We start from the raw sequence: 17,303 nt of genomic DNA, 5'->3' as shown, positions 1-17,303 counted from the left end.
ATATAAATATATAGATAAGGGGCTGATTTTATCATAATTTAATGAAATAACTCCTCTTTTTCTTTCCGGTACTTGATATTTCGCGGGTGATGCTCAATAATCTCACTACGAAGCATGTTGCGGTCGATATGTGTATAGATTTCCGTTGTCGCAATAGATTCATGTCCGAGCATGCATTGAATAGCTCGCAAATTGGCTCCACCTTCCAGTAAATGAGTGGCGAAGGAATGCCGGAAAGTGTGCGGACTGATGTTTTTGGTAATACCTGCTTTTTCCGCTAATTCTTTTATCATGTGAAAGATCATAATCCGGGAAAGTCCTTTGCCTCTCCGTTGGCTGACGAAAACGAAATCCTCATGCCCTTTTTTAACTTCAATTTGATTGCGGTCTGGTATGTAAAGTTTTATTTCATTAATGGCTCGCGGAGAGATGGGGACGAGGCGCTGTTTGCTTCCTTTTCCTTCTACTTTGATAAAACCTTCATCAAAATAAAGGTCGGACAGCTTGAGAGTGACAAGCTCCGATACGCGAAGTCCGCAACTGTATAATGTCTCTAAAATAGCTCTGTTTCGCTGTCCTTCGGTTTTGCTGCGGTCAACGGCAGAGATGATCCGGTCAATTTCCTCCACAGTCAGTACTTCAGGAAGTTTAAAGCCTATTTTAGGTCCTTCTAACAACTCACTGGGGTCTGCTTCCAAGTAGTCTTCAATGATGAGAAAACGGAAGAATGATTTGATTCCTGATAAGATGCGGGCCTGTGAACGAGGGTGAATGCCAATGTCGTGTAATCCGGCTGCAAAATGTTGAAGATCAGATAAACATACGTCTAATATATCTATCTTTTCCTGCTCTAAAAAGTTTATCAGTTTGTCCAAATCCGTAAGATAGGCATCCAGCGTATTAGGAGATAAAGACTTTTCCAGTTTGAGATACTGCTGATACTTCCTGATTATCACGTCTTGTTGTTCCTTCTTCCTCTTTTTTTCGTTGATTTCCATTTCTTTTTTCTACCTTTGCACCTTGAAATATTGTTCTTTGGATACAAAGGTATATAAAAAACAGGATTGCGCGATGAAGATACAAATTATTAATGGCCCGAATATTAATCTGTTGGGTAAGCGTGAACCTTCCATTTACGGAAGCGTTACATTTGAAGATTACTTGGCTGATCTTCGCAAAAGATACGTTGACGTGGAGATCGACTATTTTCAATCGAATATTGAGGGTGAAATGATAGACTGCATACAGCAGGTGGGATTTGATGTGGATGGCATTATTCTGAATGCAGGTGCGTATACACATACTTCCATAGCCTTGCAGGATGCTATTCGCTCTGTGACGTCTCCGGTGATTGAGGTACATATTTCCAATGTGCATAGTCGGGAGTCTTTCCGACACGTATCGATGATTGCTTGTGCCTGCAAGGGAGTGATTTGTGGCTTTGGGTTGAATTCGTACCGTTTGGCCTTGGAAGCTTTGTTAGATAGATAATAAATAAGGTAATATAATATATAATAGGTAGAAAGACTATGTTATTGAAACAGACTAAAATTGTGGCTTCCATCTCGGATAGACGTTGCGATGTGGATTTTATAAAACAGTTGTTTGAAGCTGGGATGAATGTGGTGCGTATGAATACAGCGCACGCTAGCCGTGAAGGTTTTGAAGCTTTGATTGCAAATGTACGTGCTGTGTCCAACCGTATTGCGATCTTGATGGATACAAAAGGTCCGGAAGTTCGTACGACGGCTAATGCAGAACCAATTCCATATAAGACAGGTGATAAAGTAAAGATTGTAGGTAATCCGGATTTGGAGACAACCCGTGAATGTATTGCTGTTTCATACCCGAACTTTGTGTCCGATCTGAATATCGGTGGTACGATCCTGATTGATGATGGTGATCTGGAACTGGAAGTTATTGATAAGACTAACGATTATTTGTTGTGTGAAGTCAAGAACGATGCTACTTTGGGAAGCCGTAAGAGCGTAAATGTTCCGGGTGTTCGCATTAATCTTCCTTCATTAACGGAAAAAGACCGTAACAATATCCTTTACGCTATTGAAAAGGATATTGATTTTATCGCTCATTCTTTTGTACGCAATCGTCAGGATGTGCTTGATATACGTGAAATTCTGGATGCTCATAATAGTGATATCAAGATTATTGCTAAGATTGAGAATCAGGAAGGAGTAGATAATATCGATGAAATTCTGGAAGTGGCAGATGGTGTAATGGTGGCCCGTGGTGACTTGGGTATCGAAGTGCCTCAGGAACGTATTCCGGGGATCCAGCGTGTACTGATTCGCAAATGTATTTTGGCAAAGAAGCCGGTAATCGTTGCTACTCAGATGCTCCATACGATGATAAATAACCCTCGTCCGACTCGTGCGGAAGTGACTGATATTGCTAATGCAATCTACTATCGTACAGATGCATTGATGTTGAGTGGGGAAACTGCTTATGGTAAGTATCCGGTAGAGGCTGTGAGAACAATGACTAAGATTGCTGCCCAGGCTGAAAAAGATAAATTGGAGGAAAATGATATCCGTATTCCATTGGATGAGAATAGTAATGATGTTACGGCATTCCTTGCTAAACAGGCAGTGAAAGCTACCTCTAAACTAAAAATACGTGCCATTATTACTGATAGCTATAGCGGACGCACTGCCCGTAACCTGGCAGCTTTCCGTGGAAAGTATCCGGTGTTGGCTATCTGTTATAAAGAAAAGACGATGCGTCATTTGGCTTTGTCTTATGGTGTGGAAGCTATCTATATGCCGGAATTGGCTAACGGACAGCAATATTACTTTGCGGCATTGCGCCGTCTGTTGAAAGAAGGCCGTTTGCAGCCTTCCGATATGGTAGGTTATTTAAGTAGTGGTAAGGCAGGAACAAAGACCTCATTCCTCGAAATCAATGTAGTGGAAGATGCTTTGAAGCATGCAGAGGAGACTGTATTACCTAACAACAACCGTTATCTTTAATTTTTAAAGAGGTAAGTTTTATGCAGGAAACCGAATCGATAGACGAATATATTTTGCAGCATATTGATCCCGAGAGCGATTACTTGAAATCGCTCTATCGGGATACGCATGTAAAGCTCCTTCGTCCTCGTATGGCTTCCGGGCATTTGCAGGGACGGATGCTGAAGATGTTTGTAGCAATGATTCAGCCTCGTCAGATATTGGAAATCGGAACGTATAGCGGCTACTCCGCCCTTTGTTTGGCGGAAGGTCTGCCGGAAGGTGGACTGTTGCATACGTTTGAGATCAATGATGAACAAGAGGACTTTACCCGTCCATGGTTGGAAAAATCACCATTTGCCGATAAAATTCGTTTTTATATCGGTGATGCTTTAGAACTTGTTCCGCGTTTAGGTGTTACCTTTGATATGGCTTTTATTGATGGTGATAAGCGTAAGTACATTGAATATTACGAGATGACGTTAGCGCATCTATCTGCAGGCGGATATATCATTGCTGATAATACTTTGTGGGACGGTCATGTTCTCGAACAGCCTCGCAACACGGATGCACAGACGATTGGTATTAAAGCCTTCAATGATTTGGTAGCGGAAGATGTGCGAGTGGAAAAAGTGATATTGCCTTTACGTGACGGATTAACGATCATAAGGAAGAAAATAGTAAGTAGTAAATCGTAAAATAGTAAATAACTTTATGGAAACAACCAGACAGAATAAGATATCTCGCCTATTGCAAAAAGAACTAAGTGAGATATTCCTGCTTCAAACAAAGTCCATGCCGGGTACACTGGTCTCTGTTAGCGCAGTTCGCATTAGTCCTGATATGAGTATTGCCCGTGTCTACCTCAGTGTTTTCCCTTCAGAGAAAGCAGAAGAGATGGTGAAGAATATCAATAACAATATGAAATCCATTCGTTATGAGCTTGGGACTCGTGTACGTCACCAGCTACGTATCATTCCTGAACTGAAATTCTTCGTGGATGATTCATTGGATTATATTGAGAAAATAGATTCATTGCTGAAGTGAAATAACTCATTGCAGAGGTGAACTTTCCTTTTTATATAGCCAGGCGTTATCTTTTTTCAAAGAAAAAGCATAATGCTATTAATATCATATCCGGCATTTCCGTATGTGGGGTGGCTCTTGCTACACTTGCTTTGGTTTGCACTCTTTCTGTTTTTAATGGTTTTCAGGATATGGTGGCCAGCTTTTTTACGGCTTTTGATCCGCAGTTGAAAATTACGGTCCGTGAAGGAAAGGTTTTTGATGCACAAGATGAACGGATTCGTGCCGTTTGTGCGCTTCCTGAAGTGGAGGTGTTTACAGAGACGCTCGAAGAGAATGCAATGGTGCAATACAAGGACCGTCAGGCTATGGTTGTACTAAAAGGGGTGGAGGATAATTTTGAAGAACTGACAGCCATAGACAGCATACTTTATGGCGCGGGAGAATTTGTTCTTCATGATTCGATCGTGAATTATGGCGTCATGGGAGTGGAATTGGTTGCGACCTTGGGAACTGGTTTGGAGTTTGTCGATCCTCTTCAGGTATATCTTCCCAAGCGAAATGCCAAAGTGAACATGGCAAATCCCGGCGCTTCTTTTAACCGTGATTATCTGTATTCTCCAGGTGTCGTATTTGTGGTGAATCAGCAAGAATATGATGGAAAATATATTCTGACTTCTCTTGATTTTCTTCGTCAGCTTCTGGATTATACAACAGAAGTCTCTGCGATGGAATTGAAATTGAAACCTAATGTAAATACTTCATCGGTACAATCTAAAATAGAAAACATACTAGGTGATGATTTTGTTGTTCAGAATCGTTATCAGCAACAGGCAGATGTTTTCCGTATTATGGAGATAGAGAAACTAATCTCTTATTTGTTCCTCACTTTTATTTTAATGATAGCCTGTTTCAATGTAATTGGTTCCCTTTCTATGCTAATTCTGGATAAGAAGGATGATGTGGTGACTTTGCGAAGTCTTGGAGCTAGCGATAAACTTATTTCCCGGATATTCCTTTTTGAAGGTCGTTTAATTTCTCTTTTCGGTGCTATTTCTGGTATTGTTTTAGGATTAATCCTATGTTTTATCCAACAGAAATTCGGCATAATTTCATTGGGAGGCGGTGGTGGTACTTTTGTTGTAGATGCTTATCCTGTCAGTGTTCATGTATGGGATGTAGTACTAATCTTTGTGACAGTCTTAGCTGTCGGTTTCCTTTCTGTATGGTATCCAGTGCGTTATTTAAGTAAAAGGCTTTTGTAGTATTTGTTGTATAAAATTTTCTATAATTGATAACTTTTAATTCGTCTTTTATTTTTATATTTCCTAATATACCATTATATTTGGCTCAATTTTGTTAATTAAGAATAATCTGTAAAACACTTCCGTGAAACCTGAAAGTAACGACATAGACAGAATAGTAAACGGTGATGAAACGGCTTTTTGCCGTTTTATGGAGCATTATTCTTCGCGTTTATATCATTATGTATATGCTTTGATTGGCCAAAAGGAACCAGCTGAAGAAATTGTGAGTGATGTTTTTTATGAAGTTTGGAAAAATAGAAAAACTTTGGCTGATATAGAAAATATGAATGCTTGGATACAGACTATAACTTATAGAAAAGCTATTTCTTATTTGAGGAAAGGAACGGCTAAAACAGATTTGTTGCTTGATGATATAGGGGATTTTATATTTGATCCAATTCAATCACCAGATGAGGAGATGATTAGTAAAGAGGAAATGGAGAAAATAAACGATGCTATTCAACAACTACCACCTAAATGTAAACATGTTTTTTTTCTGGCAAAAATAGAAGGCTTACCTTATAAAGATATTGCGGCGTTATTAGATATATCTGTGAAGACTATAAATAATCATATAGCTTTTGCATTGGAAGAAATTGCTAAAAAACTAAATATCCACTTTCGAAAATAATCTTTTTATTTCTTCTCTATTTCTCTGTATATCATTTGCTAATCCAAAAAAGACTTTGTTTTTAAGTGCTTTTTGGGGAGGACATGAAAAAAAGTTCATTTTAACTAGGAGATTCTTTTTTAAATTGCGTCTTTAATTATAGAACAACACTAAAAAGATTATGAACTTGAAAGAATACTTTCGCCTTGCAAATTTATTTGGTAAATTGAATTCTCAGGAGGAACTTGAGGATGATTTTACTACTATACCTGAAGGTGAGAAGTTGAGATTCTTTTGGGAAAGCTGCAAACAAGAGAAAATTGATGCTTCTTCCATAATAGAAAGAACGTGCATAAGAATGCGAAAAGACGCAATGAAGCGCAGACGGAACTATTTCTTGATAACTTCTGCTTCTATTGCTGCTTCAGTTTTGATTTGTATATCAACCATTTATTTTCTGAATCAAACAACAACTGCTGATGTTGATTTGCAGGCTATTGCAACAGAGATGGATAGTCAGACTGTTGATGAGGTAACTCTTATAACTGCTAAAGAACAATTAAATTTAGATGAAGATGCCTTTATCAAATATTCAAAAGAAGGGAAAGTTGCAGTCAATTCTCAAATTATCAAAGAGGAAGAGGAAAAAGTTAAGGATGAACAGGAATATAATCAATTGCTTGTTCCGCCGGGTAAGAGAGCACGAATCGAATTATCGGATGGTACCCACCTGATTGTAAATTCTCAATCAAAAGTAATTTATCCTCGTCGTTTCAAAGGTGATATTCGTAAAATATATGCTCAGGGAGAGGTGTTTTTAGAGGTTGCTCATGATAAAAAACATCCTTTTGTTGTTGAATCTGAAGACTTTAGCTTGCGAGTGTTAGGCACCAAATTTAATATTTCCAATTATAAAGGAGGAACAACTAATATCGTGCTAGTAGAAGGTGCTGTGGAAGTAACTGATAAAAATGAGAGAAAGGCACAGCTGACTCCTAATGACTTGTTGAATATAGCTAATGGTACAATAACTTCTCAAAAGAAAGTAGATGTAGCAGAATATATAAGTTGGGTAGATGGTATTATGCTATTGAATGGAAATGATTTGTCTCAAATTATTCAAAGATTGAGTATTTATTATGGTCTGTCTATTCAATGTGATCCTCTTGTTGGTAAAGAGAAGGTCTACGGAAAACTTGACTTGAAAGATGATATAGATGAAGTGATTGAATGTATTCAACAAACACTTCCATTTAAAGTAGAAAAGAGTAGTACTAGTATATACTTGAATAAATAATATTTTTTTAATTAATCTTTTAAATACGCTTGCCTATGAGAAACAAATGAATATTATGACGCACAAAAAAAATCGGATAAATATTGGCGTATTTACCCGATATTAATTCCTTAGTTAAATCAATAAATCCAAAATTGTTAACCTAAAAAGAAATTTTTATGGTAAAGAAAACTATTTTTTTACATCTAAAGAAAAGGCTTAAGCTTTTTTGCATAATAAATGTCTTTTTTATGATTCCAACATCTTCATTCGGAGTAAGCTTTATTAGTTGGAACTCTGAAGAAGATTTATTCTCAGTCCAATATGAGAATACTACAGTTAAAGAGATCTTAGATTATATCGAAAAACACAGTAAATATATTTTTATATATTCAGAAGTTGTTCAGAAGAATCTGAATAATAAAGTCTCCATTTCAGTTTCCAATAAGAAAATAGATGCTATACTCAATGAGTTGTTTTCAAAGACAGGACTAAATTATAAAATGTCGGGAAGACAGATTACAATTTCAGTGCCAGAACAAGCTCCTGCGATAAAGCAGGTTAAAGGTTTTAAGGTTGTAGGTAACGTTACTGATGAGAAGGGTGAACCCTTAATTGGTGTTTCAATTTTCATGAAAACAGATTCTACGGTAAATGCGATAACAGATATGAATGGTGCATATAGTATTGCTGTGCCGGATAAATATGCTGAACTTTCTTTCCGTTATATAGGCTTTGTGCCGAAGAACGAAAAGGTCGATAATCGTAGGGTGTTGAATGTAATAATGGTAGAAGATGTCGGTCAGTTGGACGAAGTTGTTGTTGTAGCTTACGGTGCGCAGAAGAAAGAATCTGTAGTCGGTTCTATTACGACTATTGAGCCTGCAAAGTTGAATGTTTCTACTTCACGATCATTGAGTAATAATTTGGCTGGTACAGTGACTGGTGTAATTGGTGTACAACGTTCTGGAGAACCGGGATACGATAACTCTTCATTCTGGATTCGTGGTATCAGTACCTTTCAGGATGTAGGTAAGGACCCGTTGGTGCTGGTAGATGGCATCGAACGTAGTTTGGATAACATTGACGTGGAAGAAATCGAATCTTTCTCCGTATTGAAAGATGCAGCTGCCAGCGCAGTGTACGGTGTACGTGGTGCCAATGGCGTAATTTTGATTAATACTAAGCGCGGACATGTAGGTAAACCTCGTGTGGTGGTGAAGTCGGAGTTTGCATTCACACAGCCGATAAAGCTACCTAATTATATTGGTGCTGCCGATTATATGCAGTTGCTGGATGATGTACTAGTGGATACCGGACAGTCTCCGATGTATGCCGATCGGATTGCCAAAACCCGTGCAGGATATGATCCTGACTTGTACCCGGACGTTAATTGGATTGACGCTATTTCTAGAGATCACGCTGCCAACCAGCGTGTTACAGTAGACGTATCCGGTGGTTCGGAGAATTTACGCTATTCGTTTGTGGCCGCAGTTTATAACGAACGTGGTATTCTGACACGTGACAAGAGTCTGGACTGGGACCCTACTATCAAGCTACAACGTTACAACGTACGTTCCAATGTAGATTTGAAACTTTCTCCCACTACTCAAGTTCGTTTTAACATCGGTGGTTATCTTCAGGACCGTAATTCCTCGCCTGAAAGTACAGATCAAATTTTCAGTCGGGCGTTCCGTTTTACTCCGTTTATGTTCCCCACTCGCTATTCATCTGGTGAAATTCCTGCATGGCAAGAAGAAGGTAATCCTTGGGCAATGGCTACTCAGAGAGGCTTCGCACGTTCTAGTGCTAGTAAAATTGAGACACTGTTTTCTTTAGAGCAGGATTTGAAGTTTTTAACTCCTGGCTTGAAACTGAGAGGAACATTCTCGTTCGATCGTTATTCTACAGGTAAAGTGACTCGCTCTAAAACTATAGAATATTGGAATGCCGCTAGCGGTAGAAATGAAGAGGGAGAATTGATTCTAGCCCTAAAACAACAAGGAAGTAACTTCTTGGGTACCTCTACATCGGCAGAGTATGGTAACAAGAGTATCTATATGGAAGCAAGCTTAAATTACGATCGTACATTTGTCAATAAGCATGCGGTTTCGGCTATGTTGTTGTTTAATCGCCGTCATTATGATGATGGGGCTGCATTGCCTTATCGCAATCAGGGGTTGGCAGGACGTACTTCCTATACGTATAATGGTAGGTATGTAGCCGAATTCAATTTTGGATATAACGGTACTGAAAATTTTGCCAAAGGAAAACGCTACGGATTCTTCCCCTCAGCTGCTGTTGGTTGGATTGTTTCAGAAGAATCATTTATGCAACCGCTTCGCAATACGATATCTAAATTGAAGTTACGTGCTTCTTACGGTCAGGTAGGTAACGCTAATCTGCAAGGGCGTCGTTTTGCTTACATTTCCACAATTCTTGATCAATGGGATGATGTTCCTTATTTGTACCGTTGGGGATTGGATGGGGATTACGGACGCAATGGTATGGTAGAAGGCGATTTCGGAATTCCTGATTTAACTTGGGAAATTGTGAACAAGGCTAACGTTGGTTTGGAATTGGGATTGTTTAATGGTATGGTAGATTTGCAGGTCGATTTGTTTGATGAGCGCCGTAATAACATTCTTGTAGAGTTGAATTCAATTCCTGCTACATCAGGTTTTTATAGAAAACCGTGGAGTAATCGTGGTAAGGTGAAAAATCAAGGAGCGGAAGTGACGCTGAACTTCAACAAGCAAATTGGCAAAGATTTCTTCCTCGGTTTGATGGGAAGTTTCACTTATGCTCACAATGAAATTATTGATAAAGACGAACCTTTGGGTACAATCGGAACGACACGTGCTGAAACTGGTCATCCGGTGGGACAGCTCTTTGGGTATGTACACGACCGTCTGTTTACGGAAGATGATTTTACTACCAATGCTGCGGGAGAACAGGTGCTAAAAGAGGGTATCCCTACACAGACCTTTACGGCAAAAGTCCGTCCGGGCGATATTAAGTATGTGGATTTGGATCAGAACGGAGTTATCGACACTTATGACCAAATGGCTATCGGAGGTACTGAAAATCCGGAAATTGTTTATGGATTCGGAGTGAATTTACGTTGGAAAGATCTTGATTTTGGAGCTATGTTTCAAGGTATCGGACGTACTTGGCGTATTCTTTCTTCGAATATTATGCCAGCATCCAATAAGGGATCTATGTATAATATCTTTGACAACTATCAGGATCGTTGGACAGTGGATAACCAAAGTCAGGATGTATTTTATCCGCGTGCCGATTACGGGCCGAATGCCAATAATAGTCAGAAATCTACCTGGTGGCTGCGTAATATGAGTTTCCTGCGCCTGAAAAATGTGGAATTGGGATATTCTTGTCCGAAGAAATGGTTACAGGGATTTGTGATTTCCAATGCTCGTGTTTTCGTGCGTGGAACGAATTTGCTGACTTTTTCCAAGTTTGATTTGTGGGATCCGGAGCTCGCAACCGGTGACGGTGCTAAATATCCAGCCATGAAATCTGTGTCGGTAGGTTTTGATATTACTTTCTAAAATTAATATGATATGAAAAATAGAATTATTGCATATATTTTATTGGGTGTTTTGGGGATATTACCTTTAGCGTCCTGTTCTGATTATTTGGATAAGCAACCGGACGATCAACTGACGTTGGAGAATGTATTTGCTAATAAAACTAATTTGGAACGTTGGTTATCCTATCTCTACGTTGTAATGCCTGAATTTTATATTTACGACGGACCGGATGCTATTGGTGATGAATTGGCTCCTTCTACAGGATGGGAATCACAGGGTTTTAAGGCAATTCAGTATCAGAATGGAAACTGGACACCTATTAATCCGGGTGTGGTGACTTATTGGTCAACGTACCCACAGGCTATTCGTCAGGCGTATACTCTCATTAAATATGCACATCCTTTGCCTGATGTATCTGAAAAGGAAATTAATTACATGAAGGCAGAGTGCCGTTTCTTTATCGCTTACTATCACGCTATGATGGCGATGACCTATGGTGGAGTGCCTATTATCCGTGAGGCAGCAGAAGAGATATCCGGTGAATCTTTGTTGTTGAAGCAAGAGCCTTTTTATGATGTGGTGGACTGGGCTGCCAATGAGTTATTGGAAGCTTCCCGCCAGTTGCCTGCTTCTTATGATGAAGCCAATAAATACGGTCGTATCACCTCGTTGATTTGCCTGGCTATTCGTGCCCGCCTGCTGACGTTTGCCGCCAGCGATTTGGTGAATGGTAATCCTGATCCGGAAATGCAAGCGATGACCAATGTGGATGGTGTGAAAATCTTTAGTGCAACTCCCGAATCGAATCATTGGAAAAGGGCGAAAGATGCTAATAAATTGCTGATAGAAGAGGCAGAGAAAGCAGGGCACACTCTATATAAAGAATATCTGTCTGATGGGGTCACCATAGATCCGTTTCTTTCGTATCAGAACATGATGATGAAAACTTACAAAGAAGGCAATACGGAAATTATCTTTCCGCGTACCAAAGATAACGCAGGTTGGTTTGATGATTGTGCTCTTCCTCGTGGTGCTGGTGGTTTAGGTTCGCTAGGTGTTACTCAGTTACTGGTGGATGACTTTTTTATGAAGGATGGTAAAATGCCTATTTTAGGATACAACAATAGTGGCAATACACAAACAGCTGTCATTAATGCAGAAACTGAATACAGTGAAACTGGTTACTCTACCGAAGATGATGTACGTGCCACCAACTGGCATTATGCTGTGGCAGGTGCCAGTGCTAGTGGTGATTCTCATGTGGTTGCCCCGAAGAATACATTTAATATGTACTGCAATCGTGAACCTCGTTTTTATATATCGGTAGTCTACAACGAACAATACCATTGGGGAAAAGGGAAAGCGACAAATTTTTTCTTTAATGGGGAAGACGGACAGCCGTCACATGATAATCCGTCGGCTGGTTATTTGATTCGTAAGCACGTGGACCCAACTTTTGTTCACTCAACAAATACGGGTACTTATAAGTCACGCCAGGGAATCCTTTACCGCCTCGCCGAGGCTTATTTGAGTTATGCGGAATCAGCACTCGAGTATAGTATTGCCAAAGGTACTTACAATTCGGAGAAAGAAGATATTGTAAAATACGTCAACAAGATTCGTGAAAGGGCCGGTATTCCTCAGTATGGGACATCTGGTCTTGGAATTCCTGCCGACGAGGAGGAGATGCGGAAACTGATTCGTCGCGAGAGAAGAGTTGAGATGAATTGTGAGGGAGGTTTGCGTTGGTTCGATTTACGTCGTTGGAAAGAGGCGGAGAATGTGCTGAATGGCAACTTCTATGGTATGAATATGTTGGCAGAAAAGGACAATAGAGATGACTTTTATAAACGGGTATCTTATCAGACTCGTAAGTTTATCAGCTATTGGTGGCCAATACCCCAAGATGAGATAGACAAGAATCCGAATCTAAAACAGATGCCGGGCTGGATGAATTGATTAACACTATAAAATCAATAAGAAATATGAGAAACAAATTATTTTATAAATATCTGTCATTGGTAGTACTGTTTATCCTTGGCGGATGTAAGGAGGAGAAGGAAGCAGACTTGACGTGGCTCATCAACCCTGGTGAGAAAATGGAACTGACTGTTTCGGCTACGGATATAGAACTGGACAGAGACAAGCCGAATAATGTGGCACTGAGTTTTGAGTGGACGCCTGCTCGTGAGATGCCCGAAGAATATGTTCTCTCTTATGTGACCAAGATAGATATCGAAGGACATGAGTTTGAGAGTTGTGTGCGTGTTGATGAGGACTATGGGGTGTTCAATAAGAGTTATACCACTGAAGAACTGCAAATGTTGCTGGTGGATAAGTGGGGGCAGAATTACTCCAAAGTAGTGCCTGTGCAGTTCCGTGTCATTGCAAAGTGGGAGGGTGGTCCTCGTTATGCAATGCCCGAAGTGCGTACTGTTACTGTAAATGTACGTCCTTATCGTCCGTTGGTGTGGGAAGCTGATCGTATTGTTCTCTCCGGTACTTCTACCGACAATGACAAGTTGGTAATGAGTAAGACAGTAGAGAATGAATTCCAGTATGCATTTGTACAAGATTTGGTACAAGGTGAGATAGGGATCACTTTAGAAACTGAGCAAGGTGATACTTATATTCAGTTGGCAGAAGGTGTTGATAATTGGGTAGACGGTGAAGAGGTAGATGTTGTATTGGGAGATGAGCCTGCGATGTTGAACTTGCCTAAGGATGGAGAATATCGTGTAATATTGAATACAGAAACCCGGAAACTGAAAATCTACTCACCGGATAAGAAGCTGGAACCATATAAGGCGCACTTTGTGGATAAACTGGATGGATGGCATGATGTGGAGGTTACTAATCTTTGGGCATATGGTGACATTACTATGTGGGGTAATGACCTAAAGGGCGGCGGCTTCAAACCGAGTTTGGCCGATCCGCAACTGCTTGTCGGCAAGATTTCATGGACTTCTGCCTGGGGAGGCGGTTCGGATAAAAAAGAAAACGGTAAGTTCGTTCTTGATGTCCCGCATTTCGAAGGCGGTTACCCCGGTGGTCCTCATTTCTCATGGTGTCTTGTTCCTGTAATTCCTGATGATATACTTGCATTGGATCAGAGTGATAGCCGATGGAAATACAAGCAAGAACTGAAGCTGAACACTTGGACACCTATCCATGCGGAAAGTGAGGCCCGTGAGCAGTATCGTGAGGCTATGTTCACATGGTATATGAGACCATTGCTGACTATCGTCGACTTAAGAAATATGCGAATATACATGAGCGAATATTAAAGTCATTTATTGAAGAGGGTGTGCTTGCCCTGTTTTTAGGGCGGCATATCCTCCTTTTTAAAGAATAACTATATGAGAATGAACTGTAAACGAATAATGATGCCTTTGGGCGTGTTGCTTTTCGGGGCTATGGTAGCAATTGCTTGCTCGAATAGCGAAAGTGAGACGGAAAATACTGGTGATGGAGATTTGCTTGCTGAGAATGTCACGGTGCGGATTAACCCTAATAAGACACGTGTTCTTCGGAATCCTTTGAATGGCTGGGTGCTGTATTTGGCTCGTGAGAAAAACGAGACATTTTGGGAAGAAAGAGGCTACGACCATATGTATGTGCCCGATTTGGCAAAATACGTGAAGGTCTCTGATTACGCCTCCTCCTGCTACTTGCGTACGAATTGGAAGACACTGGAACCCCAAAAGGGAAAATATGCCTGGGACGATCCTAACTCTGATATCTCACGCATCATTAAAAGTGTACATGATAGGGGGGTACGTATTGCTTTTCGTGTACTGGTAGATGGACGTGACCAGACGCAGAACACACCAGAATTTGTGTTCGACGATGGTTGCAAATGGTATAATAACGAAAATAATAAGTGTCCGTATCCTGATGATAAAGTATTTCAGAAACACTATGAAGATTTTGTCGAAGCTTTTGGACGCCAATATGATGACCCCGATAAGGTGGACTTTATTGATGGTTACGGATTGGGTAAATGGGGAGAGTCGCATGCTATGGTTTATGCCAACAATGAGAACAAGTTTCCGGTAATGGAATGGATTACTGCATTGTATGCACGTTGTTTCACGAAAGTGCCCTTGGTGATTAACTATCATCGTATGCTGGGGGATACCTACCAGGATTCATGGCAAGAGACAGTGCCGCCTGATGCAGAACCGTTACTGAATATAGCCATCAATAACGGATACATCCTGCGTCACGACGCTTTTGGAATGAGCGGTTATTACAAGGATTGGGAGAAAAGCATTGCTCGAAAATGGAGATATAAGCTTCCTATCATTATGGAAGGTGGATGGGTTACCGACACGCATCGTTATTGGTATTTTGATGATGCCTATCGTTATCGGGAAGGTCATCCTGAAGATGTCCGCAAAGGAGAGTTTGAAGATTCCATGCTGGAATGTGTCAATACGATGGACTTCCGTTTGGGAGAAACAGAATCATGGTTTGAAAAAGCTTTCTCTTATGTGCAGCGCTTTATAGCGGAAGGGGGATATCGCCTCTATCCGGATATGGTTTCTTTGCCTGTCTCGGTAAATGGTGGTCAGGATGTCACTATTGTTCATCGCTGGCGCAACATGGGCTGGGGATATTGTCCTACTAATATCAAGGCTTGGAATCAGAAGTATAAAGTGGCTTTTGCATTGCTGAATGATAATAATGAAGTGAAAAAGATATTTGTGGACGAGCAAAGCGACTTGTCTACTTGGCTGAAGGAAGCTCCGACCACCTATACTACCAAATTGAGTATGAAAGGCGTTTCCGTAGGTGCTTATTCATGGGCTGTAGGTCTGGTAGACGTAACCAAGGACAATGAGATCGGACTTGAAATGGCAGTGAATCAGGATGATAATCTGTTGAATTCCGGCTGGTTGAAGTTGAAGACCATTACGGTGAATTAAGTAAAACATGTAGAAGAAAAGTATGATGAAAGGTAAAATGAAAGTTGGATTTCTTGTATCTATATTTCTTGGCTCGATGGCGCTTCAAGCCGCCAATTTGGGTGATGGGAAGCCTGCCAGTGCTTTGAAAGAAAACTTAGCGAGGGATAACAAGATCATAAGAATAGAACCTGATAGGCAACGCCTGTTGCGCAATCCGCAGACCGGATGGGTGCTCTATGCTACCCCCGGTGTGAAAGAAGACTTCTGGGAGAAGTGCGACCATATGCAGGTGCCCGGTGTGGGAACGGTAAAGGTGTCCGATTATGCCCATACCCTTTATATCCGTACCAGTTGGAAGAAATTGAATCCTAAAGAGAATGTTTACGGATGGAATACGGATCCCATGTTGAAAATGTTGATTGAGGGAGCACGTGCAAGAAATATGCGTCTTGCTTTCCGGGTAGTTGTAGACAGTCGTGACAAAGGTTACGATTTTACTCCCGATTTCGTACGGAAAGCCGGTACAAAGGGTTTTGTGTGGAGAGGAAGATGGTCACCTTATCCCGATGATCCTATCTTCCAGAAATATTATGAAAAGTTTGTCTGGGCACTGGCTAAAGATTTCGGCAATCCGGAGGAAGTAGACTTCATTGATGGAACGGGTTTAGGTAAATGGGGCGAATATCACACTACACTTTATTCTACGGGAGATGAAATGCCCCGGAAACCTGTACTCGACTGGTTGTCGGATCTGTATCTGAAAGCATTCAAGAATGTTCCGGTTGTCATCAATTACCACCGCTTTGTAGGTGCCGGTAAGGACTGGGATGATAACAAGTATGACCTTGACAGTGAGTTTCTGCTTGATGATGTAGTTGAAAAAGGATATTCTTTGCGTCATGACGCTTTCGGTATGGGGTTGTATTATGGTGAATGGGAACGTGACTTTGCCAAGAAATATTTTGGTGTTCGCCCCATACTAATGGAAGGCGGATGGATTACAGGCAAAATCCACAGTTTTTGGGTTGACCCCCGCAATTATCGGAAAGGACACCCTGAAGATGTGCGTCAGGGAGAATTTGATGATAGTAAAGAGGCGCGTGTCAATATGATGGACTTCCGTGTAGGTGAAACGGAATCATGGTTTCACAATACATTCCCGCTTGTGCAGCAGTTTATTTCGGAAGGTGGTTATCGCCTCTATCCGGATATGATTTCCGTACCTACAGATGTAGTGAAGAATCAGAAACTTCGGATTATACATCGCTGGAACAACCTTGGCTGGGGATATTGCCCTACCAATATCCCGCAGTGGAACCAGAAATATAAAGTGGCTTTTGCACTGATGGACAGTCAAAACAGAGTGCAGAAAGTGTTTGTTGACAAACAGACAGACCTGTCTAAATGGATGCAGGGCATTCCTGCGGTATACACTTTTGACTTGTGTCTCAAGGGGGTAGTCCCAGGAAACTATTATTGGGCAGTGGGACTTGTCGATACGACCAAGGATAATACGATTGGCTTGGAAATGGCTGTGCCGGAAAACTTATTAAGTGCCGGGTGGGCTAAGTTGCAAGAAGTTACCGTGAGGTAATTCATCCGTATAGTCAATCTTACATCTTTAATTTTTAAGAAGTCAATGGAAGAAAGT

13 protein-coding genes are annotated in these 17,303 nt (G+C 40.8%); 12 read left to right on the top strand and 1 reads right to left on the bottom strand.

All coding sequences use genetic code 11. The annotated features are described in order from the left end of the window. Nucleotides 1-38: 38 nt before the first annotated feature. Nucleotides 39-998, bottom strand: a complete 960-nt coding sequence (xerD, locus tag AB3G73_RS15155; RefSeq protein ID WP_148365626.1) for a site-specific tyrosine recombinase XerD — start codon at nucleotides 996-998, stop codon at nucleotides 39-41. 73 nt (nucleotides 999-1,071) lie between these two features. Between xerD and aroQ the strand changes: the two genes are divergently transcribed. The 12 genes from aroQ to AB3G73_RS15095 all read left to right on the top strand — a co-directional run bounded on the left by aroQ (nucleotide 1,072) and on the right by AB3G73_RS15095 (nucleotide 17,246). Then, nucleotides 1,072-1,491: a type II 3-dehydroquinate dehydratase gene (gene aroQ, locus AB3G73_RS15150; protein ID WP_004311171.1), complete on the top strand. Its 420-nt coding sequence runs from the start codon at nucleotides 1,072-1,074 to the stop codon at nucleotides 1,489-1,491. 38 nt (nucleotides 1,492-1,529) lie between these two features. Beyond that, nucleotides 1,530-2,987 carry a pyruvate kinase gene (gene pyk, locus AB3G73_RS15145; RefSeq protein ID WP_074558043.1) on the top strand — a complete coding sequence of 486 codons (1,458 nt, stop codon included), beginning with the start codon at nucleotides 1,530-1,532 and terminating at the stop codon, nucleotides 2,985-2,987. A gap of 20 nt (nucleotides 2,988-3,007) precedes the next feature. Beyond that, nucleotides 3,008-3,664, top strand: a complete 657-nt coding sequence (locus AB3G73_RS15140; RefSeq protein WP_074558041.1) for an O-methyltransferase — start codon at nucleotides 3,008-3,010, stop codon at nucleotides 3,662-3,664. Nucleotides 3,665-3,680: 16 nt separating this feature from the next. Beyond that, nucleotides 3,681-4,013 (top strand): 30S ribosome-binding factor RbfA, encoded by a 333-nt coding sequence (rbfA, locus tag AB3G73_RS15135; protein ID WP_004296522.1) that lies wholly within the window; start codon nucleotides 3,681-3,683, stop codon nucleotides 4,011-4,013. Nucleotides 4,014-4,030: 17 nt separating this feature from the next. After that, a complete protein-coding gene (locus AB3G73_RS15130) occupies nucleotides 4,031-5,257 on the top strand; it encodes an FtsX-like permease family protein (protein WP_195649360.1) in 1,227 nt (408 codons plus the stop codon). A 124-nt stretch (nucleotides 5,258-5,381) separates the two neighbouring features. After that, the gene (locus tag AB3G73_RS15125) at nucleotides 5,382-5,930 is read left to right on the top strand and encodes an RNA polymerase sigma factor (protein ID WP_195649359.1); all 549 of its coding nucleotides are present in this window, start codon (nucleotides 5,382-5,384) and stop codon (nucleotides 5,928-5,930) included. Between the two features lie 160 nt (nucleotides 5,931-6,090). Beyond that, the gene (locus AB3G73_RS15120) at nucleotides 6,091-7,206 is read left to right on the top strand and encodes a FecR family protein (RefSeq protein ID WP_195649358.1); all 1,116 of its coding nucleotides are present in this window, start codon (nucleotides 6,091-6,093) and stop codon (nucleotides 7,204-7,206) included. Between the two features lie 158 nt (nucleotides 7,207-7,364). Next, entirely contained in the window at nucleotides 7,365-10,757 is a 3,393-nt protein-coding gene (locus tag AB3G73_RS15115) for a TonB-dependent receptor (protein ID WP_259021684.1), read from the top strand. Nucleotides 10,758-10,769: 12 nt separating this feature from the next. Next, nucleotides 10,770-12,698, top strand: a complete 1,929-nt coding sequence (locus tag AB3G73_RS15110) for a RagB/SusD family nutrient uptake outer membrane protein (protein WP_367745181.1) — start codon at nucleotides 10,770-10,772, stop codon at nucleotides 12,696-12,698. A gap of 26 nt (nucleotides 12,699-12,724) precedes the next feature. Then, nucleotides 12,725-14,026, top strand: a complete 1,302-nt coding sequence (locus AB3G73_RS15105; protein ID WP_229128607.1) for a SusE domain-containing protein — start codon at nucleotides 12,725-12,727, stop codon at nucleotides 14,024-14,026. A 72-nt stretch (nucleotides 14,027-14,098) separates the two neighbouring features. After that, the gene (locus tag AB3G73_RS15100; RefSeq protein ID WP_367745180.1) at nucleotides 14,099-15,670 is read left to right on the top strand and encodes a DUF4832 domain-containing protein; all 1,572 of its coding nucleotides are present in this window, start codon (nucleotides 14,099-14,101) and stop codon (nucleotides 15,668-15,670) included. A 22-nt stretch (nucleotides 15,671-15,692) separates the two neighbouring features. Then, nucleotides 15,693-17,246 carry a DUF4832 domain-containing protein gene (locus AB3G73_RS15095; protein ID WP_229128606.1) on the top strand — a complete coding sequence of 518 codons (1,554 nt, stop codon included), beginning with the start codon at nucleotides 15,693-15,695 and terminating at the stop codon, nucleotides 17,244-17,246. Nucleotides 17,247-17,303: the final 57 nt, after the last annotated feature.

Origin of the sequence: Bacteroides sp. L008 (assembly GCF_040812255.1) — a bacterium.
GTDB lineage: Bacteria > Bacteroidota > Bacteroidia > Bacteroidales > Bacteroidaceae > Bacteroides > Bacteroides vicugnae.
Note: the sequence above shows the minus strand (reverse complement) of the source record. Positions and strands in the feature narration are given on the sequence as shown.